The sequence below is a fragment of the Psychrobacter sp. HD31 genome (assembly GCF_051097895.1).
Taxonomy (GTDB): domain Bacteria; phylum Pseudomonadota; class Gammaproteobacteria; order Pseudomonadales; family Moraxellaceae; genus Psychrobacter.
In genome coordinates this window covers 899,510-923,905 of sequence record NZ_CP142525.1, presented here as the reverse complement: position 1 = coordinate 923,905, position 24,396 = coordinate 899,510, and the positions used below count along the sequence as shown (strand labels likewise).

Genomic DNA, 24,396 nt, shown 5'->3' with positions numbered 1-24,396 from the left:
ACTAAAATAGCCAGCACTAAACAGAGGTTTTGTGCTGGCTCTTTTTATCAATAGACTTAATGATTAATATTAATCAACCCAAACAGGCTCTTGGTGTAGTGTTATGCCATAACGCTGTTTTACCGTATCAATAATCATATCACGAGTTTTGGCAATGTCGGTTTGCGTTGCCTTAAATGGCGCATGATTGGTTAACACCAGTGCTTGTTTTTCATGGGTTAAAATAGGGGCAATACCACCACCTTTTAGCCCAGCCTGGTCTATCAGCCATCCTGCTGGCACTTTGACACTTGCCTCATCAATATCATATTTTGGCATGTCTGGGAACTGTTTTAGCAAATCGTTATATTGCTGGCGGGCAATAATGGGATTTTGAAAAAAACTACCCGTATTAGCAAGTATCGCAGGGTCAGGTAACTTACTTTTGCGTATGTGGATGATGGCGTCCATAACATCTATTGGCGTGGCTGTTGAACGTCCATTAGCTTTAGCAAGCTTGTTAGCCTCAATTGCCACATCGCCATAGTTGGCATTTATTTTACTTGCATCTTTATGTAGCCGAAAACCAACACGGGTAATGAGCCAAGTATTAGGGTTTTGTTTAAAAACACTATCTCGGTAAGCAAACTGGCAATCTTGCTTGCGCATGGTTTGCCACGTTTGGGTGGGTATATGAAACGCTTTTACATGGGTTAAGCAGTCCTCTAGTTGTAAGCCATAAGCGCCGATGTTTTGCACAGGAGAGGCCCCCACCAACCCTGGGATTAACGCTAAGTTTTCTAACCCATACCAACCCTTATTGGTTAAATTGACGACTAACTCGTGCCAGTTATTACCACCCATGACTTCGATATCAATATTCTCATCGCTTTCTGCCAAAGTGGTGATACCTCTATAACGAGGTAGAATAGCCAAAGCGTTTAGCGTACTCGGTAAAATGACATTACTGCCGCCAGATAATATAAATGGGCGAGTATCTTGCCTGTTTGCTAATTTTGCAAATGTGTCAGGCACTTGATTTTCATCGTCTAGTATAATGGCATGGCTTGCTGTGCAAGACAGCGCCATCGTATTGTGTTTGGATAAATCAAAGTTGGGTTGGATGTTGGTTGTGCGCATTGTTTTTTTATTTCCACTTATTTATCCAAGAGTCTGCCATGCTTTCTATTAAGTCTAGCGCATGTTCAAAATCTTGCATGTCACCATAATATGGGTCGGGTACTTTTTGGTTTTGATACTGGGTATCATGTTGGCTAAATAAGGCAAGTTCTGCCAAATTAGTTTTTTCTTGTGTATTTAGCTTGTTTTTTATGTTGTTTAAATCTGCCAAGTTGCTTTTATCCATGGCTAATATAAGGTCAAATTCGGTTAAGTCAGATTCTTTGATTTGTCTTGCCCTTAGGTGGTCTATGTCATAGCCACGTGTTTTGGCAGCCCTGCGTGAGCGTTCGTCTGCTTGCTCGCCTTCATGCCAGTGCCCAGTACCGCATGAATCTACCAGTAGATTAAAGCCAGCTTGTTGTGCTTTTTGGCGTAAGACTTCTTCTGCCATTGGCGAGCGGCAGATATTGCCTAGGCAAACGAGTAAGACAGATTGGGGTAGGGTGTTTGTCATAGTATTTTTTTAATAGTTAAAAGTGGTTAAAATTAAAACTCAGATTTTAAGCGTTGTAATTCGCGACGTTGCTTTTTGTTTGGCTTAGTATCTGGGCGAGCAAGATTGGCAAACTTACGCTGTGTTTGAAAATATTCTCTTTGAGACTTACTTTCGGCTGTTTCACTATAGAGTGTTTGAGCAATGGTAGCATTGCCTCGGTTGTCTGACAATGCTTGTACCACAACGGTTTTTTCATTAATGGCACCAGATCCACCTTGGCGTATGGTAAGTTTATCACCTACAATGACTTCTTTACTGGTTTTAACGCGTTGCCCATTCATGTGAACTTTGCCGCCTTCTATGGCTTTTTTAGCAATGCTACGGGTTCTAAAAAACCGTGCTGCCCATAACCATTTATCAATGCGAACTTTTTCTATTATTGGCTCTGACTTTCCCATATTTTTGTTAAATATTCCTTTTATGTGTGTTTTAGTTCATCTTTAAAGTCTTGTTGTAGCACGTTTTCAATACAATATTCGGCAAGGGCGGTGATGGTGACATAAGGATTGACGCCAATACTTGCAGGGATTAGTGCGCCATCGGTAATATATAACCCTTGATAATTTTTTAGGCGCCCAAATTGGTCGGTTGCTTTACCTAAAACACAACCACCAAGTGGATGATAACAAATTTTGGGATTAATGCCCCAATCTTTACCATGTCGGAAAATGGCACCACGCAGCCCACCATTTGCCGCATTCATGGTATCAAGAAACATACCGGCATTTTTTACCATTTGCTCTGTATGGTTATTATCCCAATTTAAAGCCAGTTTATTTTGTTTATGATTATAACTTAATTTACCATATTTGCTGACACGATTAATAACTAAATAAAGGGCTGTTCTAAAATCAATACCAACAGGGAAGGGTGCAACCTCGGCAAAGACGGCATCTTTATCTTTTGTCCACTTTGATAGACCAACTGCAGGGATGGCGGCTTGTTTTTTGCCTAGTGGTTTTTTAATGCCAGAGCGTGTTGCCATCACATTCCCATTATTGCCCCAATATTTGCCAACCTCGCTATCAATATGATTTAGTGTCCCTTTTGCTTGAGATTTTAATAAAAGTTCAGTGGTACCTAAACTGCCAGCGCCTAAAAATAGTTTGTTTGTATGGTAGGTTTTGTTTTTTACGGTCTCACCTTTTGTGTTAATTTGGCTTACCTTAATGCTGTAGCTGATGGCGTTCGTTTCTTTACTTAGGTTTTCAACAATCTGTTCTACTTTATGTAAGCCCAAAATAGTTACATTACCAGTCGCTAACGCTTGTTTTAGGTATGTTTTTGTAAGGTCTTTTTTGCCATAATTATTGCCGTAAATGACCTCATCACTTAAGCCAGATTTTGTTACTTCGCCTGCTTCTTCTTTACGCATGTAGTCGTAGTCATAGACATTGGGTACTTTAACCGGCGTATAACCAGCTTTTATGCCTTCTGCCTCGCCAGTACGAGAAAACTGATAATAAGCAGAACTTTGATAAAAGTCATCAGGTATGGTGCTAACGCCTAAACTGGCATTTGCTAAAGGAAAATATTTGCGATAAAACAGCTGACTGTCTAATTGAGGGAATATTTCTTCAAAATAGGCTTGCGTGGGCGTAACCGACATGCCACCATTAACAAGCGAGCCACCGCCAATGCCTCTGCCAGCATAAACATGAACATGCTCAAAATCAATACGGTCTAATGCGCCGGTAAATTTTTCAAACACTCGGTAGTTTGCAAATGGTGCGATGGTTGTTTTGCGTAACCATGTTGACTGTTTTTCTGCCCAAGCCATACCACTAAACTTTAGTCCGGTTTGCTTGTTTTGTTCCTGCCAGTCTAACCCCATCTCTAACATCAAACAGCGAATGCCTTTTTCGGCAAGTCTAAGTGCGGTAACAGCTGCACCATAGCCAGTGCCAATAATGATGACATCAAACTGACTATCATCAGTTAGGTTTTCTGCTGTATACGCATGCCCAAGTATAGGGAAGCCCATTGATAGGCTAAGCGTTGTTGCCGTTGCCATGGATGTTAATTTTAAAAATTGTCTACGGTTGATTTTGTTTGAGTTATTCATAATAGTTTTGTTGCCAACTGTCTGGTCATGTAATCTAAAATAGATAAAAAATCATAGCATGAGGTTGAGTCTTAAAAGTGTCTTAATGTTGGCAGATTGTTAAGGTATACTACTATGTGTAAGTCATTTTTCTTATCTTAAGCAGTATCAGTTGACCATATAAAAGAGGTTTGCACTGATGATGAGTACAAACCTCTTTAAAATTAATTTTTATAAAAAAACAGAATGTTAGGAACAATTTTATTTTAAGAACAATTGATAGCCTGCATTATCAGTAATTTCTTCACAATCATAACCAATGTCATGCAGTGCATCTGGCAAAGTTCTAGAGCTGTTAGTAGATGCTTGCAAGCCAACTAAAACACGCCCTTCGGCAGCACCATGGTTACGGTAATGGAATAGGGTGATATTAAAATCTGTGCCTAATTTTTCTAAAAAGTTTAATAAAGCCCCTGGGCGTTCTGGAAAGCGAACACGGAATAAATGTTCATTTTTAATACCAGCATGACCACCAATCAGATAGCGGATATGGGTTTTAGCCACTTCATCATCTGTTAAGTCAAAAGCGTGGTAACCATTTTCATTTAATTGATTGCCAATGGTTTGTCGTTCTACCTCACCATCTTTTAAACCAATGCCGACAAAAATTGAGGCAGGTTCATTCGAATCTGGCGAATGTTGGCTTCTGGCTCGATAGTTAAATTCGGTAATGTTACGCCCATGGAGGTCTCGACAAAAGTTTAAGAATGCCCCTGTTTTTTCTGGGATGGTAACGGCAAAAATGGCTTCTTTTTTCTCACCAATCTCGGTACGCTCAGCAATGTAGCGAAGGCGATCAAAGTTCATGTTGGCACCGCAAACAATTGCCACACACTTTTTGCCTTGTAGCTGATGTGCTTTTATGTATTTTTTCATGCCGGCAACTGCCAGTGCGCCAGCAGGTTCAACAATACTGCGGCTTTCTTCAAATACATCTTTTACAGCAGCACAGACTTCATCATTGTTACATGTCACCACGTGGGGTTCAACAATTGCGCCAGAGTCATCACTTTTTTGTAAGCGTACCACTTTGTTTGGTATCTCGCCAAGTTGAGCAACGGCAACGCCATCTACAAATAGCCCAACCTGTGGTAAGCGACCACGTTCGCCTGTTTCTAAAGCCAGTTTTAAACATGCTGCTTGTTCTGGCTCTATCGCAACAACTTTAACATGGGGGGCAACCTCTCCTAAAAATGCGGCAACGCCAGAAATCAAACCACCACCACCAACAGCAACAAACAGGTATTCCATATCTCGCCATTGTTGGTTAAGCTCAAGGGCAATGGTACCTTGTCCTGCAATCACGTCTTCATCATCGTAAGGGGCGATATAAGTTAAACCTTCATCTTCTGATCGTTGTTTCGCATACGCATTGGCAACATCAAAGCTGTCACCATGCAGTACCACATTGCCCCCTAATGCTTTTACTGCATCAACTTTAATATCTGGCGTGGTGGTTGGCATGACAATCACATTGTTTAAGTTCAGTCTACTGGCAGAAAAGGCAACCCCTTGAGCATGGTTACCAGCAGATGCACAAATAACCCCACGAGATTTTTCATCATCTGTAAGTTGGCTAATTTTGTTGTATGCGCCACGCAGTTTAAATGAAAAAACAGGTTGTAAGTCTTCACGTTTAAAGCGAATGTCGTTATCAAAGCGTTTACTTAGTTTGGGTGCTTTGTCTAAATCTGTGCGAATCGCAACATCATAAACGGTTGCTTGCAAGATTTTACGAACCAAATTAGGTAGCGTTAAGTTTGATAACATAAACTTTCCTTAAAAATAAAATACAAAAATAAAAGTTAATAAATGATAGCAGAAAAAAACATTTTATTAAATTATCTATTATATCAGTTAAATTTGTTTCTTAATGATTTGATAATTAGGTACAATATGAGGATGTAAAAAATAGGTCGTTTGAATACATCAACATCAATTTTGGAACACAAATATGAGCCAATCAGCCAATAATGAAAATTTAGATAAACAGCTAGCCCAAAAGCAAGCCGCAGCAAAAGCAGCATTAGAATATGTAGAAGAAGGCATGATTTTAGGGGTAGGGACAGGTAGTACTGTTAACTGTTTGATTGATTTATTGCCTCAAATGGCACTAAAAGGGGCTGTAACAAGCTCGCAAGCAACAGAGGCGCGTCTAAAAGCATTGGGCATTGATATTTTAGACTTAAACTTTGTTGGTACATTAGACTTATATATTGATGGTGCGGATGAATTTGATGCCCAATTAAACCTAATTAAAGGTGGTGGGGCGGCTTTAACTCGTGAAAAAATTGTTGCTGCGGCCTCTAAGCAGTTTGTGTGTATGGTAGATGAGTCTAAACAGGTGGCAACTTTAGGTAAGGCGTTTCCTGTACCGATAGAGGTGTTGCCACAAGCACGTTCTTATGTTGCGAGAAAGCTTGTAGAAATGGGAGCAGAACCTGTTTATCGTGAAGGTGTTGTAACGGATTATGGCAACGTAATTTTAGACACTTATGACTTAGATGTTAACAACCCAGCACAAACAGAAAAAACACTAAACAATATTGTGGGGGTTGTATGCAATGGGGTGTTTGCGGCTAACAAAGCAAATGTATTGCTAAAGGCAACTTCTCAAGGTATTGAAAAGTTCACTCAATAATTTTAAGCTTATTATCAATTGATAAAAACAGGTCTACCTATGTCTAAAGTTTTACCCAATCAGCAATATCTAATCGCACCTTCTATCCTATCTGCAGACTTTGCACGCTTAGGTGAAGAAGTTGAAAATGTCCTCAAGTCTGGTGCCGATGTGGTGCATTTTGATGTAATGGATAACCACTATGTACCAAATTTGACCATTGGTAGCATGGTATGCCAAGCACTAAAAGATTATGGTATCACAGCACCCATTGATGTACATTTGATGGTTAAACCAGTTGATAGCATGATCGAGCAGTTTTTAGGGGCAGGTGCTGATATCATTACTTTTCATCCAGAGGCGAGTGAACATATTGACCGCTCGTTGCAACTAATTAAAGACGGTGGTGCTAAATGTGGATTGGTGTTTAATCCAGCAACGCCGCTACATTATTTAGACCATGTGATGGATAAGGTTGACCAAATCCTATTAATGAGTGTTAACCCAGGTTTTGGCGGACAATCATTTATTGAAAGCACGCTCCCAAAAATTAAGCAAGTACGCAAACTGATTGATGCCAGTGGGAGAGATATTCGCCTTGAAGTGGATGGTGGGGTTAAAGCAAGTAATATCCGTGCTATTGCTGAGGCAGGCGCAGATATGTTTGTTGCAGGCTCTGCCATTTTTAATCAAGATGACTATGCCCAAGCTATTGATGAAATGCGTGAGCAGCTAGCATTGGTAGGAAGCAAAGCCGTTTAACAACAACTAGATTTAATGTGGTTGAATGCTAATTTTGCTTGAAATTTAACTCAGTAACGCCCATTATAGTATTAATGAAGCAATAAAAGTTTAAAAAGATTGCCTATAATGGCGGGATAAACCATGCAAGATGATACAAAATTAGACATGCCACAAGATGGCTTTGCAAAAGAAACCATGTTAGAGCTGATTGAATCTGAAGATGGTCGCTTATTGTTGCGTGATATGGACGGCAAGGAAGACCCATTAGTGAGCATTGATTTTTCTGATAAAATAAAAGATATGCTTGGTGAAGATGCGCACATGATTGGGCAGCATATGATACATGCAGCCATTCAGGTGATCATGAACAAACAAATGAACCATTGGCATGCAAAAGTGTATGATGAAGAACCAACAAATTATAGCTAGTAATAGATAGTAAATAAAATAAAAGACTTGTTTAGAACAGGTCTTTTTTTATGTGGCTTGTGTGAGCAACCCACTAAAATTTTTAGAATGTGTTTGCTTTTTTTATCTTTAATGGTGATTAAGTAATTTATTTAACTCAAATAATGGGCAATAAAAAAGGTTAATCTTTCGATTAACCTTTTTATCAGTAATAAATATTACTTGATTTTAGCTTCTTTAAACAAAACGTGTTTGCGAGCTTTTGGATCATACTTTTTGATTTCCATTTTGCCTGGCATAGTACGTTTGTTTTTAGTGGTAGTGTAGAAATAACCTGTACCAGCTGTCGATACTAATCTGATTTTATCTCTCATGACTGTTATCCTTTAATGAGTAGTTGTAAAAAATCTATTTTAGATTTTCTGACCTTTTGCACGTAGGTCAGCAAGCACTTTTTCGATACCGTGCTTGTCGATGATACGCATACCTTTAGTTGATACACGAAGACGCACGAAACGCTTCTCTGATTCTACCCAAAAACGATGGTTATGTAGGTTTGGTTGGAAACGACGACGGGTTTTGTTGTTCGCGTGCGATACATTGTTACCCACCATTGGACGTTTTCCAGTCACTTGGCAAACTCGAGACATTATTGACTCCTAACTAAATTGGTTGGCATGAGATTTAATCTTTGCTCATGCTCTTTGGTTAATTGCGTTGGGGTATGGATTCCAAATACAAAATACCAAAAACTGTTGATGTTTATGATGATCGACAGTCAAACACTAAAGGCAATGATGACCTGACCAATTTATCCAAAAATTTAAAGGCGACATTTAACCATAAAGTGAGTATAAAAGCAAGGGGTCCTGTTTATTTATCAATATTTTATTATGGTTTCAAAAAGCGAATAAAATTATTCAAATATCGTATTGCGTTGGCGATACAAATATTAACGTAGTTAAACAGTTTTTGGGTGTTTTCTAACTCATACTTACTTTGGCTTAACGGCTTGAGTTACTAGCACAAAGTGTAAAATAACTATAAAATGGAAGATTGGTTATTACCTTTAAACCTAATTAAAATTTGAGACAGCATTTATGAGCAATCAAGACAAAAAAATAATAAAACAAGATACAGCAACGTTAACTATTAAGTGTCAAGACCAAGCGGGTATTGTTCAGGCGGTATCGGAGTTTTTATTTCGATACGGTGCAAACATTATTACATTAGATCAATACTCAACAGCGCATGAGGGTGGGCAATATTTTATGCGCTTAGAGTTTGCATTGACTAATCTTCATGATATTTTTGATAACCTTGAGCAAAGTTTTGAGCATACCGTTGCCAAACGATACGATATGGCTTGGCAAATACATGATAACAGTATCAAACCTAAAGTGGGTATCTTAGTATCAAAATTTGATCATGCTTTGTTAGATTTATTGTGGCGCCATCAACGTGGGTTGCTAGCGTGTGAAATTACGAAGGTGGTCAGTAACCATGATGACTTGAGACAAGCTGTCGAGAATTTTGGTATAGAATACCATCATGTGCCGGTTACTAAAGCAACAAAAACAGAAGCAGAGGCAAAAATTAATGCGTTATTGGCAGATAGTGATGTGCTGGTACTGGCTCGTTATATGCAAATATTATCAGAAGACTTTGTTAATAAATGGTCGATGAAAATCATTAATATCCATCACTCTTTTTTACCGGCGTTTGTGGGAGCAGACCCATATCAACAAGCTTATGATAAAGGGGTTAAGTTAATTGGAGCAACCGCTCACTATGTAACAGCTGAGCTAGACCAAGGTCCAATTATAGAACAAGATGTACATCGAGTAACGCACCGTCAGGGTGTGCCTGAATTAAGAGCCATTGGACGCGATATTGAACGCAATGTATTGGCAAGGGCTGTTAATTGGCATGTTCAAAATCGTGTGATTGTTGATGGTAATAAAACCGTCGTATTTAATTAATCAATGTGATTGGGAGAGTGTCATGCTAGATTATTGCGTTTTTAACTGTGCTGATGAGATAAAAAAGCAACAAAATTTAATTGAAGCGGCTCATCCCATCCACCAAGCGTTTAGAGCAAGTTTTACGCCTTTTGCAACGCTAGCAGGTTATATTGGGCATCTATGCAAAATTGTAGATGAAGGCGCAACTTTTGTGGTGGTGAAAGAGACAATTAATGGCAGGGATAGCGCAGTCATTGGTGTTATTTTATATCGCATGCACCATAATACCTACCAAAATAAACTGTACTTTTTAGAAGATCTGGTGATAAGTGAAACTTGCCGTAGTCAGGGCTATGGTGGTGACGCTTTGGCTTGGTGTGAAAGCCAAGCCAAACAGGCTGGTTGTGAATTTATTTCGCTAGATTCTGGCGTGTTTAGACCTAAAGCCCATAAGTTTTACTTTGCTAAAGACTACATTGTAGAAAGTTTTCATTTCATTAAAAAATTAAATTGATAACAATCTGTGTATAATAAATTACAAATGGTCATAGTTTTTAGATTTTCTATATTGTTGCATAACAACCAAATTAGCAGAGACTTAGTGGTTTCAAGTAACTTCTTATAGAAGATTGTTTTAAAGAAGACTGTTTTATAAAATCAACTCCAGAACCGCTTTACTGCCCACAAAACCAATGGCAAGTAATAAAAAGCTAAATACTGTCATATTAGCAGCATGCTTGCCGCGCCATCCAAACCGCCAGTGTCCAAAAATTAAATAGGCAAACATCAACCAAGATAAAATACTAAATACGGTTTTATGGGCTAAATGCTGGGCAAAAAAGTCGTCAACGTAAACAAAACCTAACAGTAAAGCAAAGCTTAGCAAAACAAACCCAAGCACTAGCATATCAAACAATAAATTTTCCATACTTTGCAATGGCGGTAATTTAGACACCCACAAACGGTGGCGTGTACGGTGCTTTAGCTCTCTAATCTGCAAGCGTAAAATAATAGCCTGTACGGCACACATCAACAGTAAACTGTATGCGGCAATGGATAGTAAAATATGGGTTTGTAGCCCAGCTGATATATTAGCCAGTGGTTTGTAGGGAGCGTGTCCAAAAAATCCAGCAGTGATTCCAAAAAAGGCAGCGGGTGCGGCTAAAATCCCCAAGCTGTATATGGGGCGTATTAAGCTAAACAATAAAAAGAAGGTTAACAAAAATAGACTGGTTAAACTCAGTGTATTAAATACGTTAAAATTTAACCCATTTGGGGTAATGATGTTTGGGTATAGTAACCAAGCATGCAGGCACAAACCAATCGTTAAAAGCCCAATTGCAAGTGGTTTGCTGATAGCACGTTTGTGATACAAGCAGTATAAAAGCCAAAAACTAATACTGATATAACATAAGCTGGCAATTACATAAGCAGTCATCATTATGCTCTCGATGTATCTTTACTATTATGATTTTTATAAATGATTAGAATAATCGTCTAATTTATCATAAAATAGATAATATTTGACGAATTTTTTATTTTATTTATAAACCTTTATTTAATACATTAGCTTATTTGAGAAACAATCTATGTTTGATACCTTAACGGAACGACTATCCTCTAGTTTACGTAATGTTGCAGGAACTGGTCAATTAACAGAAGACAACATTAAAGACACCCTGCGAGAAGTGCGTATGGCACTTTTAGAAGCAGATGTTGCTTTGCCAGTAACACGTGAGTTTGTAAAAAAAGTTAAAGAAAAAGCACTGGGCGAAGAGGTGCTTAAAGAACTTGCACCTGGGCAAGCATTTGTAAAAATTGTGCATGATGAACTAACCGAAATGATGGGTAGTGCGAATCAAGCATTAGAGATGACAGGCAAACCCCCTGTGGTTTATTTATTAGCAGGTTTGCAAGGTGCTGGTAAAACTACCACAGCCGGTAAATTAGCAAAATATTTGCAAGAGCGACAAAATAAAAAAGTGATGCTGGTTTCTGCCGATGTCTATCGTCCAGCAGCAATTAAACAGTTAGAACAAGTCGCAGGGCAGGTTGATGCTAAGTTTTGTGAATCTAGCAGTGATGAAAACCCAATTGATATTGCAAAACGTGCTATTGAGCAAGCAAAAATCCAATATTCTGATATTTTGATTATTGATACAGCGGGTCGCTTGCATATTGATGACACTATGATGGATGAAATTAAGGCATTAACGGCTGCGGTTAATCCTTCAGAAACCTTGTTTGTTGTTGATTCAATGACAGGTCAAGATGCTGCCAACACGGCGAAAGCATTTAATGATGCACTGCCTTTAACAGGGGTGGTATTAACCAAAACGGATGGTGATGCCCGTGGTGGTGCGGCATTATCTGTGCGTGCCATTACTGGTAAGCCAATTAAGTTTTTGGGACGTGGTGAAAAGTTAGACGCATTAGAGCCATTCCATCCAGAGCGTATTGCTCAGCGTATCCTTGGCATGGGTGACGTGTTGAGTTTGGTGGAAGAAGTTGAACAAAAAATCGATAGAGAAAAAGCCGATAAACTTGCTAAAAAAATGCAAAAAGGCGGTAACTTTGATTTAGAGGACTTGCTTGCTCAGTTCCAACAAATGAAAAATATGGGCGGTATGGCAGGGCTAATGGATAAAATGCCAGGCATGAGTAATGCTGGTATGAAAGAAGCCTTAGCAGAAGCCAAACCAGAAGAAAAAATCAAAGAAATGGAATCACTAATTAACTCTATGACGCCATTTGAACGCCAAAATCCAGAAAAAATCAACCCAAGCCGTAAACGCCGTATTGCCGCAGGTTCTGGTAAGCAAATACAAGATGTTAACCGTTTGCTAAAACAGCACAAACAAATGGCTAAGATGATGAAAATGATGTCCAAGCCAGAGGGCATGGGCAAAATGATGAAGGCGGTACAAGGCTTAACTGGCATGGGCGGCGGTGGCGGTCCTTTATTTGGCGGTGGCAACAAAGGTGCTGGCAAAGGCGGTTTAGGTGGCTTAGGCGGACTGGGTGGCATGGACCCAAACAACATGCCAAGCCAAGAAGAAATGGAAAAACAATTAGCAGAAATGCAAAAGAAAATGCCAGGGTTTAAAAAACGTTTTTAATTTTAAATAATGGGTTTGCAAATGCATAGCCCATTTTTTAATATTTGATATCGCTTAATAGGTTTTAAAAATGGCATTAACCACAACACAACAACAGTTTCTTAATGATTTTTTAAAAACACTTTCTGTGCAAGAGATACAATCGATTGCGAACATTGACAATGTTCCGGCAGAATATTTTTGTGCTGATGAGTATAATGCAAACGAATGTGCAAGATTGGTCAATATAGGCAAAAAAACAGCATCATGTGGTTTAAAAGAGTCATGGGACTATGATAATGAACCTTACCCAAAGGTTGGTGCATTAACGATAGTCACAAATTGGGATGAAGAGCCCGTTTGTATCATCCAGCTTACCGAAGTTTCTTTTGCCAGATTTAATGAGGTCACTCGAGAATTTGCTGAGGCAGAAGGCGAAGGCGACGGTACTTATGAATGGTGGCGAGAAGCACATATTGATTTTTTTACTAAGTATGCGCAAAGTATTGATAGTCAGTTTTGCGAGCAATCAGAATTGATATTAGAACGATTTAAAAAAGTATACCCAACTTAAAAAAATATTAAAATAACAAATAAATAACTTAAAACAGGCAAATTATGAAACTACTCGCCATAGACACTGTATTTGATAAATGCTCTGTTGCTATTATGATTGATGGCAACATCGTCCATTTGGCAGAACAAACCGGTAAACGCCAGCAAACCCAGCAAATACTGCCTATGATAGATGAGGCGCTGGCTGCCACCAATTTAACTTTAAATGAGCTTGATGCACTTGTTTTTAACCGAGGACCAGGGGCGTTTAGCAGCATCCGTATTAATACGGCTGTGATACAAGCGTTGTCTGTTGCGACCGATTTGCCTTGCGTGGGCGTGTCCAGTTTGCAGGTGCTTGCTCAAACAGGCCATGAAATTAACAATGATGACAGTCATGTTTATGCAGTAATGGATGCCCGCATGAGCCAAGTGTATATTGGTGAATACCAGTTAGATGAAAGCGGCATTATGCAAGTGGTTGGTTCTGATAAGCTGCCAGAAGGCGAGGGCTTGCTAGATTATGAGCAACCAACTGCCCAACCATTAACCATGATTGCTACGATGGAAGAAGATTTGCTCACCGTGCAAGCTGAACAAACCAGTGTGCTAAATGTGCAACCAACAGCTGGTGTTTTGGCAAAAGTAGGGCAAGCACAGTTTGCCAAACAGGGCGGTGTGCCAGCCGAAGAGGCTTTGCCAGTTTATTTACGCAATAATGCGTGGAAGACGTTAAAAGAGCAGGGGAAGAAATAAGTAATGTTGATGCTTTTAAAGAATATTTTGTCAATAATTCTAGCTTTTATTTTGGCATCTCTAGGTGGGCTATTGATTATTGTGCTTTTTATTCCTCTTAAAATTTGGCTTGTTCCAGCGGATTTATCAACAGGTATTTACTCTAATAAAGAATTACTGTTTTTCTTGTTCTTATCAATTTTTCTTTCTGTGTGGTATGGTTTTATCATCGCGAAGGTTTCTAAAATAAAAAAATTGCAAGTGGCAATGATATCTCCTTGTTTGGGCGTGTTGTTTTTTACTAGTGAAATAAGTTTTCCAATCTGGTATGTAACTATATCGATCATATTAAGCTTTCCCTTAACGTATTTTGGTGCCAGGTTATATCTAAAGAAAAATGGCAATGTGAGTGGCTAGATAATAAACCGAACTTATTTTACACTTATCCTATTGGCAATAATCCAACTGATAAATCCTGTGAGTGAATAGACTGGGCTTTAGCCCAGCAATGATATAAACCAAATAATATAAATCCTAAGCTGAGCAAAATGTTTAGCCTATAAAAGTAAATATCATTTAAATAAAATCAAAACAAAAGGCAACACGTGGACATCATACTAATTTTTAAAGCCATTATCATGGGTATTGTCGAGGGCATTACCGAGTTTTTACCCATATCTAGCACCGGCTATCTTATCTTATCTGCCGACATCATGGACTTTTGGACAAAACAAAAGTCAGACCTGTTTGTGGTGGTTATCCAACTTGGGGCAATCTTGGCAGTAATATACGACTACTGGGGTAGGCTGTGGCATGCCTTTATGGGCCTGCTAACTGGCAAAGCAGAAGGGCTAAAAAACCCTCGTCAGTTAGGGATTAGCTTAATTGTGGCAACCATACCCGTGATGCTGCTTGGTTTTACCTTTGCAGACCAAATCAAAGCATATTTATTCCACCCTGTGGTGGTGGCAGTCATGCTTATTATTGGCGGTTTGCTGATTTTTTATGTAGAGAGCCGACCAAAACAGATTATTGCCAATGAAGCCGAAGACGTTAGCATCAAAACCGCATTGATGATTGGTTTGTGCCAATGTTTGGCGTTGATTCCAGGTACGTCTCGCTCTGGCTCAACGATTATTGGGGCATTGTGGTTTGGCGTGTCTCGTAAGGCAGCAGCGGAGTTCTCCTTCTTTTTAGGTATTCCCGTTTTGGTTGGTGCAGGCTTGCTTGATTTGTTAAAACACAAAGATGCACTGGCAACCAGCGAAGACTGGACGATACTGGGTATTGGTACTTTGGTATCTTTTATTGTTGCCTTACTGTGCATCCGTTGGCTGGTGGCATGGGTAAGCCGAAGAGACTTTACTATTTTTGCGTGGCTACGTATTATTACAGGTATGCTTGTGCTTGTTGCCTTTTTTGGCTTTGGTTATGAAATTAGAGGGTGAGAATGCAAACCACAATTTTAACCACCACCCAAGACTTACCCCAAGTTAATGAAAAACTATCTAGCGTTATTAACTTGGTAAATTTACCGATAGAATGCGACTGGAAATCCCTAGAGAAAATTAACAATAAGAATCTAAAATTAATCGCCAAAGACATTAGTAATCCCTTTTTAATGGCAGAGTTGGATAAAAAAAATAATATTGTTTGTAGTTTATGCACTCTTGCGGGGGATGGAAAGGGTAGACTCACTATTACTAAAGCTCGCCCAGATTGGTATAAATTGCAACGGCGTATAGTTACCGCAGGGCGTAAGTCTGAGCTGTTATTACAAGCGTGTAAACTAACGGCAGATAGCAAAGTGATAGATGCAACCGCAGGCTTTGGGCATGACTCGCTCATTCTTGCCAGTGGCGGGGCGAATGTCACCATGCTAGAACAAAACCCACTAATGGCGTTGTTGCTTATATTAGAAAAACAGCGTATGAGCCTTGAGCCAAATTGGGAAGGGCTCATGGGACGGTTGGATATTAGGTTTAAAAACTCGGTTAAGTGGTTTGAGAGCAGTGCAACAAAAAATAAAGACCTACAGGCAGATGTTATCTATCTCGACCCTATGTTTCCAAATGATAGTTACCAAGGTGCAAAGGTGGGTAAGGGGATGCAAATATTGCATGATTTGGCTTTACCACCAACGGCAAAGCAAGAACAGGCTTTGTTAAATTTGGCACAGCAAGCGATTAAAAAAAATGGCAGAGTGGTGGTTAAACGCCCAAAAAATGCCCCTTTCCTTGCTCATGTAGCATCTGATGAAAGTTGGGAAAATGATGTAGTAAGGTTTGATGGGTACTTTAATAAAAAATAAGATACATAAACCTTGTATAAACGCATTGGATTTGTGAAAGATACCTGCATTGATTATACTTATTAGCGGATAAATAATCCTTTCAAATATTAAAAGTTATGACAACATTAACGCTAAAACAAAAAGCCTTTGCCTATATTCAGCTCACACGGTTTGACAGACCTGTGGGTATAGAACTTTTGCTTTGGCCAACTTTATGGGCTGTTATGCTGGCAGGCATGGGGCAAGCGCAAGCAATGGGCAAAACAGCAGGGCTGCCCTCGTTAAAAGTTTTTGTAATTTATGCCATTGGGGCAACATTAATGCGGGCAGCAGGTTGTGCCATTAATGACTTTGCCGACCGTAAGGTGGATGCGCACGTTTGGCGTACTAAAGGCAGACCACTTGCCGATGGTCGTTTGAGTGGTAAAGAAGCGATTTGGACATTTTTGATACTATGCTGGACAAGTTGTGCCTTGTTGGTGTTTTTACCAATTGAAGTGTTTTATTGGTCTTTTGGTGCGGTTGCCTTAGCGTTTATTTACCCATTTATGAAGCGTTTTACTCATTTGCCTCAAATGTTTTTAGCAGCGGCGTTTGGTTGGGCAATCCCAATGTCGCATATTGCCATACAGGGGCATACTAATATTTGGTGTTGGTTGTTGTTTATTGCCTATATGTGTTGGACAGTGGCATATGATACCCAATATGCGATGGCAGATAGACCAGATGATTTAAAAATTGGCGTAAAATCGACGGCTATTTTATTTGGCAAGCTATTTGGTAAATATGAAATGTGGGTAATTGCCGGATTGCAGGCAGCGTTTGTTTGTTTGATGGGGGCTGTGCTGTGGCATTATTTTGCTAAAACTGCATTAGGGTTTTTGCCATTATTGGGGTTATTGCCCTTGGTGGTGATGTTTTATCGTCAAAATAAAGGCTGTGCCACGCTTGAACCAACTAAGTGTTTTACAGCGTTTTTAGCCAATATTTGGGTAGGGCGTTATACCTTTTTGTGGATAGCGGTGTGCTGTTTAGTTGCAACCATCCACAACTAATTGTGGATGGTGATAGATTAATTTGGTTATTTTGACTTATTCGCTTTTTACTATTACTTCAGCATTGGCTAAATTTGTTCCATCATTTGCTTGCATGCGTTATTTACTTCTTCTACTTGAGCATCAGATAGGTTTTCCCACTGTGCTTTTGACGCAGCGATGCTTTCTTCAAACTGTTTACCAGCTTCTGGTGACTTTTCAACCAGCTTTTCAACCAGCTTTTCAACAGCGCTAATATAAGCTTGGCAGGTTTCTGGCATCGCAGATTTAGCTTCTTCTACTTTTGTTTCTTCGGTAGTTGCGTTGTTTGAACAAGCAGCCATAGCAAGTGACAGCATTGATAAGCATAGTAGTTTTTTCATCGAGTTTCTCCAATAAAGTCATATATACATACAATTGGAAATTTCAGAAAAATCAATGCAATATCCATTTAAATGCTAGCATAAGCGTAAAAAGTTGTAAAAAAACTCTTTTTTATACTTCAGACAAAGGCTGTTGCAACCTGTCACGATTGGGTGATAACTTAGCTATCATTTGAGCCGACAATGGTGGAATCGTTTCCATAATCATATCTGCTAATGCTTCGCTACATATGGGCGCATAAGCATAGCCTTTTGCTCCCATACCGCTTAGCGTCCATATTTTTTTACTGTTTGTAAGCAAACCAACCAATGGATGATAATCTGGCGTTTGAGAACGGATGCCCGCGCGAGCTTGCCAACCCTTGGTGCTGGTAACCACATCGCTAAGCTCTGGCATTGCGCTAATTAGCTTTTTAAGGTTGATGTCATGCTCTTCATCACGTGCATTAGTGTCTGAATCATTACGGACAAAGCTTGCTCCCATCAGCAGAGTAGGCGTACCGACCGCAACTTTGTTTGCTTTATCATCCCCAACTTTTGGTATAAATTGTGTACAGTATCCGCCGTATTTTAGCGGGTTTTTTGGTAGCTTTTTAAGTTGTTTGTCAGTTGGGGTAAACCAAGATACTTGACCACGGATTTTTCTAAAATCAAAAATGCGTTTATCTACTAGGCAAGATTTATCGGCAGTACAAATGATGATGTTATCGGCTTGTAAATTAGCATTCTTGTTGTTAATGATACAACTCGCCGTTGCAATATCAGCACTTTCATTAACCGATAAAACCTCAGCTTGTTGAAAGGTAATAAGCGGATTTGCCAGCACTTGATTTGCTAGAGCTTGTGGATTGATTAACCCGCCTTGAGGTAAAAATTGGTTTGTTGATAAGTCTTGTTTATAAATACCTGCATAATGTTGTGCTTCAGTATGATCTAACACATGGGCAAAGTTGTGTGGATAAGCATTGATTTGCTCGGCAGATACGTTAGCTTTGGCAAGTAAATCTAATACCCCTGTGGCTTCAAATATAGGGGTGGTTGCTGTTCGATTCATCGTTTGATAGAGTCTGGCGCTATATAAATAGCCAATGCTATGCAAATGCTCGGCAACGTGGTGGATTGGTGTCATTTTGGGGGCAAGTAAGCCGCGAGGGTTGCCAGATGCCCCTGCTAATGGTGCCGTTTTATCTACTAAAGTAACCTGTATGCCACGGTTAGTTAACGCTCTTGCTGCCATGAGCCCTGATACACCGGCACCAATAATCAGTGCTGTTTTTACTTTTTGGGTATCAGCTTTTGCTGTGTTTTTTATGTCTGTTGGTACAAGGTTGCGTTGTGTCAACTCAGCGGTTAACATTTCTCGTTTTCTGCCAAACCCTTTTACTTTTGCAATGTCAAAGCCAATATGTTTAAAACCACGCTTTACGACACCTGCACAGCTAAATGTTGCTGCCGTGGTGGTTGGTTTAGAAAGCCGACTAATTTGGGTGAAAATCTGTTCTGCCCATAGCGATTCATTACAAGCTGGCGCAAACCCATCCAAAAACCAGGCATCTATTTTGCCATCTTGTAAGGTATGAAGAGGTGTTTTGCTATTATGGTTATTGCTGGATAACTTAGCAAGGTTATCATTGGCATCGCCCAGCCATAAATCCAGTGTTAAGTTGTCTTCTTCAAAGTTTAAACGGTGGCAACCCTCAATTAAGGTGGGGTAGGCGGCAAGCAGTTTTTCAATCAGTGGCGCAAGTTCAGGTTCTTTTGTCGTCCAGCTCACTAAAGCTTTTTGTAAGTCAGCTTTAGACAGTGGGAATTTTTCAAAACTAATAAAGTGCAGGTGTGTGTGGTGCGCTTTTGCCTGATTTTTTAGCTGGTTCCAAAGTTGCCAAGTGGCAAAAAAATTGAGTCCTGTACCAAAGCCCAGCTCAGCAATGATAAAGGTCTGGTAGTCCTTAAGATTAGCAAAACGCTGTGGCAGTTGGTTGTGTTCTATAAATACATAGCGAGACTCTGTTAAGCCATCAACAAGAGAAAAATAGACATCACCAAAGTTTTTAGAAACGGGTACGGTGTTGCCGTTATCATCTTCTCGCCATTGTATTTGAGCAGGTTGGATTGGGTTTTGCATAGTTTAGCCTTTGATGCACAAAAAGTAGTGGCTGTTTACCAACGCTCACGTCGACCTATGATTAACCAAGTAATCAGTACCCCTGTTAATAAACTGACAAGTACCGTTAATGCCCCATACAAAAATAATTGCCCACTGCGCTCATTAACTAAAACATTCACTTGTGTTTCTAGGTCATTCACTTGGTGTTGCAATTGGGCATTGCGTGTTAATAACTGTTGATTAGCCTGAGAAAACTCGTTGTTTGTTGGCTCATATTGTGAAGCAAACGAGTTAGGGTTGTCTAAAGGGTTTGTTGGTTGTTGCGGCGTGTTTTGCCCCTCAACCGCTTGTTGAGTTTGAGGGGTGACTTGACTATTATCTGTTGTGCCATTTTGGCTAGCATCAACAGATGGTTGGCTATTAGGGACAGCAACGGCATTGTTAAAGGCAACAATTAATAGACTTAAAAGAGCTAATTTGCGCATGAATCTCAACTTTATTTATTGTTATTGGTAGGGGTTGGTAGGGCTTGTATAAATGGCTTAATCTCTACGTGGCTATACACGCCATCACGTAAGTACGGTTCATCATTACACCAAGTTTGTGCCGCCTCTAACGAGTCAAACTCTGCAATTACTACGCTGCCAGACATGTTTGCATCATTGTGTTCTATTGGGGTTGGTCCTGCAATCACAAGGCGACCTTGCTCCTGTAACGCTTTTAAACGTGCCACGTGTTCTGGGCGTGTAATTTTACGCTGGGCAGTACTGTCTGTCACGTCGTGTCCAATAATGACAAATAATGGCATGGCTAAGCTCCTAATTTTTGTTTTTATCTACAATGGTATGGTTTATATGCTTTCTTAACACTGCAAATTGGGCAATCATAAATACCAGCATAAACGGAATCCAACCATAGGTTTTAAAACTTATCCAGGCGTCTTGAGACATGTGGAATGCCGTGTAATAATGCACACCTGCCATCATTGCAAAAAAACCTGCCCACGCTAGGGTTAGTTTTTTCCAGCCACTGTCGGTTAATGTAAATGCTTGTTTTAATGCCATTTGCATTAATGGTTTATTGATTAATACACTACCAGCTAGGGCTAAAGCAAAAACGCCATTAATAATAGGCGATTTGATTTTAATAAAGTACTCATCATTAAATAAAATGGTAATGCCACAAAATACAATGGTTAAAATCAATACGATCCATTGCTGTTTATCAAGTTTTTTGTCTTGACTGAAAAAATGGATGGCGTATACGACAACGGTTGCAACGAGTAATGCACCCGCTCCTGCAATGACACCATATTGTTTGACACCAATAAAAAATGCAATAAGGGGGATAAAATCTAGAAATTGTTTCATAAAAAATAATCGTTAAAAATATTTGTTAGTTTACACGGCATAACTGCTAAATTAAACTGTGAATTGCTAAATTTTGTATAATAATCACTATTAAAGTGGTATCTAAACGTTAAAAAACAATGTAGCGTTTTTTAAAGTTAAGCAATCACATAAATATTCACCAAAAATCAACTCACTATTACAAAAGAAATAAATTATGAAAATTGACTTACACTGCCACAGTACTTGCTCTGATGGTACTTTTAGCCCTACTCAAGTTGTCGAAAAGGCAGGGCAGGCTTGCATTGAGGTGCTTGCGTTAACAGACCATGATACAACGGCAGGCATTAATGAAGCAAAAGCTGCAGCGGTAGCGCAAGGCATCACCTTGATTAATGGCGTAGAGATTAGTTGTGAGCATACATTGTCTGGTGGTTATGGCAAGCATCAAAATCATACCAAAATCATCCATGTTGTAGGGTTGGGATTTGATGATATGGACAAAATGAGTGAAACGCTTGCTCAGCTTCAGCAAAGCCGTGCAAACCGAGGGCGTGCGATTGTGGCAAAATTGGCACAAATATTGCCAACCAATGATTTTGATGTCAATGAAGACGATTTATGGCAAAAGATTTTGGCAAAAGCCGACGGCAACCCGCAAGCCGTTGGTCGGTCGCACATTGCGCAAGTATTAAAAGCAATTGGGGCTGTGTCTACCATTCAACAAGCGTTTGATAAATATTTGGCAGACAACAAATCAGCTTATGTAAAGATTGATGCACTCACTATGCAAAAAGGGATTGAGCTGATTCATGCGTGCGGTGGCAGGGCGGTGTTGGCTCATCCAACACGTTATAATTTATCAGCCACGCGAGTGCGTAAGTTAATTGAGGCGTTTAAACAACTGGGCGGCGATGCGTGTGAGTTGCCAGCAACTTGTGAACCTATTAGCAAACGACAAATGATAGATAGAGCCATTGCTCAGCATGATTTGATGGTATCGGTTGCCAGTGATTTTCATGGTGCGAGTATGCCATGGCGCAGATTAGGAGATGTGCCTAAAAAAGGAGCAGAGCAGGTTGGTGTTTGGGAGCAGTTTATTTAAACACTTGCAAAAAAAAACCTACTCTTAAGCAGTAGGTTTTTTTTAGGCAAAGTTGTAGTTAGCTTGCTAAAAAATAACAAGTTAATAAAACAACGTTTAACGCTCTAAATACTGGACCTTGCCTTCAACACCGTCCCATTTATCGGCTTCTGGCATTTTATCTTTCATTTCTGTGATGTTTTCCCACTCTTCAGCAAGTTCTGCATTTAAGTCAATAAATTCTTCTTGCCCTTCGGGTACTTCATCTTCAGAAAAAATAGCATTTGCAGGACACTCCGGCTCACATAATGCACAGTCAATGCATTCATCTGGATGAATTACTAAAAAGTTTGGTCCTTCATAAAAACAATCAACAGGGCAAACTTCTACACAGTCGGTGTATTTACATTTGATACAGTTATCGGTTACAACAAAGGTCATGGCGGCAGCTACTCCCTCATTTTGAGTTTAAAAAGAGCGTATTTTACGCTGTTTAGCAAAATATCTCAATCTATCATAATATACAGTCGTTGTTGTACTGACAGTATAGGCGCATAGATTAGGTGTAAATTGCTTTTTCAAGGTTTTTCATAACCAACGCAAACTGCAACATGTCGTTATCCATCTCTTTAAATGGGTTGGTGATTTGTACTATCCAGCCTGAGCCTAAACCGGCTTCAATCGCTTCACCTTTTTTGTTCCACATTTCAGTTAGTTTATAGGTTAAATTACCTTTTGGAGTCATGATTTCAATGGTGTTACCCACTTCTAATTTGTTTTTAATCTCAAGCGTTAAACGGGCATCTGTTATCTCAATCACTTCAGCGACAAATTGCTGGTGGTCGGTTTTTGAAGAGCCGTATTCATAGGTTTGATAATCACTATGCACGTGACGACGCAAAAAGCCCTCGGTATAGCCTCGGTTTGCTAACCCATCAAGTGCTGAGATAAGGTTGGTATCAAACTCTTTACCAGCCAAGGCATCATCAATGGCTTTACGATAAACCTGAGCAGTACGAGCCACATAATAATGCGACTTGGTGCGCCCTTCGATTTTTAATGAATGCACGCCCATTTTTACCAAATCAGGAACCAACTCAACCGCTCGCAAGTCTTTTGAGTTCATGATGTAAGTACCATGCTCGTCTTCATACATTGCCATTAGCTCACCAGGGCGGTTTTGTTCTTCTAGCAATACCACTTCGTCACTGGGCTTTTGTACATAATCGTCGCCCATTACTTGTTCACCATTTAGGTTCATCATTGGTGTGTTGGCATTGTCATCATTCATGCCTTCAATGGCTGATGGTTCTGCAATGGTTTGTGTATCAATTTTTTGATTAGTGTTTTGAGAAGGATCAAAAGTTTGAGGCTGATTTGTTTTTTCAGCAGGGACAATATCACCTGTTTCGTTTTCTTCGGCTTTATAAGTGTTGTAAGACCAACGGCAAGCATTGGTACAAGTGCCTTGGTTGGCATCACGTTTGTTTATGTAGCCAGATAACAAGCAACGACCAGAATAAGCCATGCATAAAGCACCATGTACAAACACTTCGATTTCCATTTCTGGGACTTCTTGGCAAATTTGTTCAATCTCTTTTAATGACAGTTCACGAGAAACAATGACACGGCTAACACCCATTTGATGCCAAAACTTTGCGGTTGCCCAGTTAACGGCATTGGCCTGTACCGATAAATGAATCTCCTGTTCCGGGAAGTGCTCTCTTACCATCATAATCATGCCAGCGTCAGACATAATCAAGGCATCTGGTTTCATCTCTATTACTGGGCGTATGTCTTCAATAAAGGTTTTTAGCTTGGCGTTGTGGGCTTGGATATTGACCACAACATAAAACTTTTTGCCAAGGCTATGGGCGTAATCAATGCCTTTTTGTAGGTTTTCTTCATCAAAGTCGTTATTACGTACACGCAGGCTGTAACGCGCTTGCCCTGCATAAACGGCATCGGCGCCGTAGGCAAAAGCGTATTGCATGTTTTTAAACGTACCGGCTGGGCAAAGTAGCTCTGATTTTTGTACAACTTGGGTTTGAGTAGTGGTGCTCATTAATTTACCTTTGGCTAATGTAATGCGATGGCTATTGGGTTTATGTGTGCTTCATCAAATTTTTTCAACCCTCTATTATATGATATTTATTAACAAAATAAAATAAAGTTGAGTTAAATAGTGGGAATTAATCTACTATTGATAAATCAGCATTTAAAAAACAAGTATGATAGGCTATTATCAGTGTTGACAATAA

The 24,396-nt window shown here is 39.6% G+C and carries 28 protein-coding genes; 13 read left to right on the top strand and 15 right to left on the bottom strand.

Annotated features, from left to right (window positions below):
* Positions 1–69: 69 nt before the first annotated feature.
* The 5 genes from murB to ilvA form a co-directional block, all read right to left on the bottom strand.
* The gene (murB, locus tag VH441_RS03995) at positions 70–1,119 is read right to left on the bottom strand and encodes a UDP-N-acetylmuramate dehydrogenase (RefSeq protein WP_434354191.1); all 1,050 of its coding nucleotides are present in this window, start codon (positions 1,117–1,119) and stop codon (positions 70–72) included.
* Between the two features lie 7 nt (positions 1,120–1,126).
* Positions 1,127–1,615, bottom strand: coding sequence for a low molecular weight protein-tyrosine-phosphatase (locus tag VH441_RS03990; RefSeq protein WP_434354190.1), 489 nt, complete (start codon positions 1,613–1,615; stop codon positions 1,127–1,129).
* A gap of 32 nt (positions 1,616–1,647) precedes the next feature.
* Positions 1,648–2,055, bottom strand: coding sequence for an RNA-binding S4 domain-containing protein (locus VH441_RS03985; protein WP_434354189.1), 408 nt, complete (start codon positions 2,053–2,055; stop codon positions 1,648–1,650).
* A 20-nt stretch (positions 2,056–2,075) separates the two neighbouring features.
* Complete coding sequence (locus tag VH441_RS03980; RefSeq protein ID WP_434354188.1) at positions 2,076–3,722, bottom strand: GMC oxidoreductase; 1,647 nt, start codon at positions 3,720–3,722, stop codon at positions 2,076–2,078.
* A 240-nt stretch (positions 3,723–3,962) separates the two neighbouring features.
* The gene (gene ilvA, locus VH441_RS03975) at positions 3,963–5,531 is read right to left on the bottom strand and encodes a threonine ammonia-lyase, biosynthetic (protein ID WP_434354187.1); all 1,569 of its coding nucleotides are present in this window, start codon (positions 5,529–5,531) and stop codon (positions 3,963–3,965) included.
* Positions 5,532–5,715: 184 nt separating this feature from the next.
* Here ilvA and rpiA point away from each other — a divergent pair, with 184 nt between their 5' ends.
* The 3 genes from rpiA to VH441_RS03960 all read left to right on the top strand — a co-directional run bounded on the left by rpiA (position 5,716) and on the right by VH441_RS03960 (position 7,554).
* Complete coding sequence (gene rpiA, locus VH441_RS03970; protein WP_434354186.1) at positions 5,716–6,402, top strand: ribose-5-phosphate isomerase RpiA; 687 nt, start codon at positions 5,716–5,718, stop codon at positions 6,400–6,402.
* A gap of 39 nt (positions 6,403–6,441) precedes the next feature.
* Positions 6,442–7,143, top strand: a complete 702-nt coding sequence (gene rpe / locus VH441_RS03965; RefSeq protein WP_434354185.1) for a ribulose-phosphate 3-epimerase — start codon at positions 6,442–6,444, stop codon at positions 7,141–7,143.
* Between the two features lie 123 nt (positions 7,144–7,266).
* Complete coding sequence (locus VH441_RS03960) at positions 7,267–7,554, top strand: hypothetical protein (RefSeq protein WP_434354184.1); 288 nt, start codon at positions 7,267–7,269, stop codon at positions 7,552–7,554.
* A gap of 197 nt (positions 7,555–7,751) precedes the next feature.
* Here VH441_RS03960 and rpmG read toward each other — a convergent pair whose 3' ends face one another.
* Together rpmG and rpmB are read right to left on the bottom strand one after the other, a co-directional pair.
* Complete coding sequence (gene rpmG, locus VH441_RS03955) at positions 7,752–7,907, bottom strand: 50S ribosomal protein L33 (protein WP_434354183.1); 156 nt, start codon at positions 7,905–7,907, stop codon at positions 7,752–7,754.
* A gap of 39 nt (positions 7,908–7,946) precedes the next feature.
* Positions 7,947–8,183 (bottom strand): 50S ribosomal protein L28, encoded by a 237-nt coding sequence (gene rpmB / locus VH441_RS03950; protein WP_434354182.1) that lies wholly within the window; start codon positions 8,181–8,183, stop codon positions 7,947–7,949.
* 450 nt (positions 8,184–8,633) lie between these two features.
* Here rpmB and purU point away from each other — a divergent pair, with 450 nt between their 5' ends.
* Positions 8,634–9,515: a formyltetrahydrofolate deformylase gene (purU, locus tag VH441_RS03945; protein WP_434354181.1), complete on the top strand. Its 882-nt coding sequence runs from the start codon at positions 8,634–8,636 to the stop codon at positions 9,513–9,515.
* Between the two features lie 22 nt (positions 9,516–9,537).
* Positions 9,538–10,011, top strand: coding sequence for a GNAT family N-acetyltransferase (locus VH441_RS03940; protein ID WP_434354180.1), 474 nt, complete (start codon positions 9,538–9,540; stop codon positions 10,009–10,011).
* 135 nt (positions 10,012–10,146) lie between these two features.
* Here the strand turns inward: VH441_RS03940 and VH441_RS03935 are convergent, their stop codons facing one another.
* Positions 10,147–10,938, bottom strand: coding sequence for a cytochrome C assembly family protein (locus tag VH441_RS03935; RefSeq protein ID WP_434354179.1), 792 nt, complete (start codon positions 10,936–10,938; stop codon positions 10,147–10,149).
* 148 nt (positions 10,939–11,086) lie between these two features.
* On the opposite strand from VH441_RS03935, the gene ffh reads away from it, so the two are divergent.
* The 7 genes from ffh to VH441_RS03900 all read left to right on the top strand — a co-directional run bounded on the left by ffh (position 11,087) and on the right by VH441_RS03900 (position 17,233).
* A complete protein-coding gene (gene ffh, locus VH441_RS03930; RefSeq protein ID WP_434354178.1) occupies positions 11,087–12,616 on the top strand; it encodes a signal recognition particle protein in 1,530 nt (509 codons plus the stop codon).
* A gap of 70 nt (positions 12,617–12,686) precedes the next feature.
* A complete protein-coding gene (locus VH441_RS03925; RefSeq protein ID WP_434354177.1) occupies positions 12,687–13,169 on the top strand; it encodes an ASCH domain-containing protein in 483 nt (160 codons plus the stop codon).
* A gap of 44 nt (positions 13,170–13,213) precedes the next feature.
* The gene (gene tsaB, locus VH441_RS03920) at positions 13,214–13,906 is read left to right on the top strand and encodes a tRNA (adenosine(37)-N6)-threonylcarbamoyltransferase complex dimerization subunit type 1 TsaB (RefSeq protein ID WP_434354176.1); all 693 of its coding nucleotides are present in this window, start codon (positions 13,214–13,216) and stop codon (positions 13,904–13,906) included.
* A 3-nt stretch (positions 13,907–13,909) separates the two neighbouring features.
* Complete coding sequence (locus VH441_RS03915; RefSeq protein WP_434354175.1) at positions 13,910–14,302, top strand: hypothetical protein; 393 nt, start codon at positions 13,910–13,912, stop codon at positions 14,300–14,302.
* A gap of 188 nt (positions 14,303–14,490) precedes the next feature.
* A complete protein-coding gene (locus tag VH441_RS03910; protein WP_434354174.1) occupies positions 14,491–15,333 on the top strand; it encodes an undecaprenyl-diphosphate phosphatase in 843 nt (280 codons plus the stop codon).
* Between the two features lie 2 nt (positions 15,334–15,335).
* Positions 15,336–16,196 (top strand): class I SAM-dependent methyltransferase, encoded by an 861-nt coding sequence (locus VH441_RS03905; RefSeq protein WP_434354173.1) that lies wholly within the window; start codon positions 15,336–15,338, stop codon positions 16,194–16,196.
* Positions 16,197–16,294: 98 nt separating this feature from the next.
* A complete protein-coding gene (locus tag VH441_RS03900) occupies positions 16,295–17,233 on the top strand; it encodes a 4-hydroxybenzoate octaprenyltransferase (protein WP_434354172.1) in 939 nt (312 codons plus the stop codon).
* A gap of 68 nt (positions 17,234–17,301) precedes the next feature.
* Here the strand turns inward: VH441_RS03900 and VH441_RS03895 are convergent, their stop codons facing one another.
* The 5 genes from VH441_RS03895 to ispZ form a co-directional block, all read right to left on the bottom strand.
* Positions 17,302–17,595, bottom strand: a complete 294-nt coding sequence (locus tag VH441_RS03895; protein WP_434354171.1) for a hypothetical protein — start codon at positions 17,593–17,595, stop codon at positions 17,302–17,304.
* Between the two features lie 112 nt (positions 17,596–17,707).
* The gene (mnmD, locus tag VH441_RS03890) at positions 17,708–19,720 is read right to left on the bottom strand and encodes a tRNA (5-methylaminomethyl-2-thiouridine)(34)-methyltransferase MnmD (protein ID WP_434354170.1); all 2,013 of its coding nucleotides are present in this window, start codon (positions 19,718–19,720) and stop codon (positions 17,708–17,710) included.
* Between the two features lie 35 nt (positions 19,721–19,755).
* Positions 19,756–20,187: a hypothetical protein gene (locus VH441_RS03885; RefSeq protein ID WP_434354169.1), complete on the bottom strand. Its 432-nt coding sequence runs from the start codon at positions 20,185–20,187 to the stop codon at positions 19,756–19,758.
* Positions 20,188–20,198: 11 nt separating this feature from the next.
* Positions 20,199–20,510, bottom strand: a complete 312-nt coding sequence (locus VH441_RS03880; protein WP_434354168.1) for a YciI family protein — start codon at positions 20,508–20,510, stop codon at positions 20,199–20,201.
* A 10-nt stretch (positions 20,511–20,520) separates the two neighbouring features.
* Positions 20,521–21,072 (bottom strand): septation protein IspZ, encoded by a 552-nt coding sequence (ispZ, locus tag VH441_RS03875; protein WP_434354167.1) that lies wholly within the window; start codon positions 21,070–21,072, stop codon positions 20,521–20,523.
* Positions 21,073–21,268: 196 nt separating this feature from the next.
* On the opposite strand from ispZ, the gene VH441_RS03870 reads away from it, so the two are divergent.
* Positions 21,269–22,156, top strand: coding sequence for a PHP domain-containing protein (locus VH441_RS03870; protein ID WP_434354166.1), 888 nt, complete (start codon positions 21,269–21,271; stop codon positions 22,154–22,156).
* 96 nt (positions 22,157–22,252) lie between these two features.
* On the opposite strand, the gene fdxA is transcribed toward VH441_RS03870, so the two are convergent.
* Positions 22,253–22,576, bottom strand: coding sequence for a ferredoxin FdxA (gene fdxA, locus VH441_RS03865; protein ID WP_434354165.1), 324 nt, complete (start codon positions 22,574–22,576; stop codon positions 22,253–22,255).
* A gap of 118 nt (positions 22,577–22,694) precedes the next feature.
* Complete coding sequence (locus VH441_RS03860) at positions 22,695–24,200, bottom strand: peptidase U32 family protein (RefSeq protein WP_434354164.1); 1,506 nt, start codon at positions 24,198–24,200, stop codon at positions 22,695–22,697.
* Between the last annotated feature and the right edge of the window lie 196 nt (positions 24,201–24,396).

What these genes read in the sequence shown, in the direction of transcription:
- ilvA (WP_434354187.1), bottom strand. Translation starts at nt 5,531, where the DNA reads ATGTTATCAAACTTAACGCTACCTAATTTGGTTCGTAAAATCTTGCAA.
- VH441_RS03980 (WP_434354188.1), bottom strand. Translation starts at nt 3,722, where the DNA reads ATGAATAACTCAAACAAAATCAACCGTAGACAATTTTTAAAATTAACA.
- VH441_RS03925 (WP_434354177.1), top strand. Translation starts at nt 12,687, where the DNA reads ATGGCATTAACCACAACACAACAACAGTTTCTTAATGATTTTTTAAAA.
- VH441_RS03985 (WP_434354189.1), bottom strand. Translation starts at nt 2,055, where the DNA reads ATGGGAAAGTCAGAGCCAATAATAGAAAAAGTTCGCATTGATAAATGG.
- rpe (WP_434354185.1), top strand. Translation starts at nt 6,442, where the DNA reads ATGTCTAAAGTTTTACCCAATCAGCAATATCTAATCGCACCTTCTATC.
- VH441_RS03960 (WP_434354184.1), top strand. Translation starts at nt 7,267, where the DNA reads ATGCAAGATGATACAAAATTAGACATGCCACAAGATGGCTTTGCAAAA.
- rpmB (WP_434354182.1), bottom strand. Translation starts at nt 8,183, where the DNA reads ATGTCTCGAGTTTGCCAAGTGACTGGAAAACGTCCAATGGTGGGTAAC.
- rpiA (WP_434354186.1), top strand. Translation starts at nt 5,716, where the DNA reads ATGAGCCAATCAGCCAATAATGAAAATTTAGATAAACAGCTAGCCCAA.
- rpmG (WP_434354183.1), bottom strand. Translation starts at nt 7,907, where the DNA reads ATGAGAGATAAAATCAGATTAGTATCGACAGCTGGTACAGGTTATTTC.
- VH441_RS03860 (WP_434354164.1), bottom strand. Translation starts at nt 24,200, where the DNA reads ATGAGCACCACTACTCAAACCCAAGTTGTACAAAAATCAGAGCTACTT.
- VH441_RS03900 (WP_434354172.1), top strand. Translation starts at nt 16,295, where the DNA reads ATGACAACATTAACGCTAAAACAAAAAGCCTTTGCCTATATTCAGCTC.
- murB (WP_434354191.1), bottom strand. Translation starts at nt 1,119, where the DNA reads ATGCGCACAACCAACATCCAACCCAACTTTGATTTATCCAAACACAAT.
- VH441_RS03885 (WP_434354169.1), bottom strand. Translation starts at nt 20,187, where the DNA reads ATGCGCAAATTAGCTCTTTTAAGTCTATTAATTGTTGCCTTTAACAAT.
- ffh (WP_434354178.1), top strand. Translation starts at nt 11,087, where the DNA reads ATGTTTGATACCTTAACGGAACGACTATCCTCTAGTTTACGTAATGTT.
- VH441_RS03940 (WP_434354180.1), top strand. Translation starts at nt 9,538, where the DNA reads ATGCTAGATTATTGCGTTTTTAACTGTGCTGATGAGATAAAAAAGCAA.
- tsaB (WP_434354176.1), top strand. Translation starts at nt 13,214, where the DNA reads ATGAAACTACTCGCCATAGACACTGTATTTGATAAATGCTCTGTTGCT.
- VH441_RS03905 (WP_434354173.1), top strand. Translation starts at nt 15,336, where the DNA reads ATGCAAACCACAATTTTAACCACCACCCAAGACTTACCCCAAGTTAAT.
- VH441_RS03915 (WP_434354175.1), top strand. Translation starts at nt 13,910, where the DNA reads ATGTTGATGCTTTTAAAGAATATTTTGTCAATAATTCTAGCTTTTATT.
- VH441_RS03880 (WP_434354168.1), bottom strand. Translation starts at nt 20,510, where the DNA reads ATGCCATTATTTGTCATTATTGGACACGACGTGACAGACAGTACTGCC.
- VH441_RS03870 (WP_434354166.1), top strand. Translation starts at nt 21,269, where the DNA reads ATGAAAATTGACTTACACTGCCACAGTACTTGCTCTGATGGTACTTTT.
- VH441_RS03895 (WP_434354171.1), bottom strand. Translation starts at nt 17,595, where the DNA reads ATGAAAAAACTACTATGCTTATCAATGCTGTCACTTGCTATGGCTGCT.
- ispZ (WP_434354167.1), bottom strand. Translation starts at nt 21,072, where the DNA reads ATGAAACAATTTCTAGATTTTATCCCCCTTATTGCATTTTTTATTGGT.
- purU (WP_434354181.1), top strand. Translation starts at nt 8,634, where the DNA reads ATGAGCAATCAAGACAAAAAAATAATAAAACAAGATACAGCAACGTTA.
- VH441_RS03935 (WP_434354179.1), bottom strand. Translation starts at nt 10,938, where the DNA reads ATGATGACTGCTTATGTAATTGCCAGCTTATGTTATATCAGTATTAGT.
- mnmD (WP_434354170.1), bottom strand. Translation starts at nt 19,720, where the DNA reads ATGCAAAACCCAATCCAACCTGCTCAAATACAATGGCGAGAAGATGAT.
- VH441_RS03990 (WP_434354190.1), bottom strand. Translation starts at nt 1,615, where the DNA reads ATGACAAACACCCTACCCCAATCTGTCTTACTCGTTTGCCTAGGCAAT.
- fdxA (WP_434354165.1), bottom strand. Translation starts at nt 22,576, where the DNA reads ATGACCTTTGTTGTAACCGATAACTGTATCAAATGTAAATACACCGAC.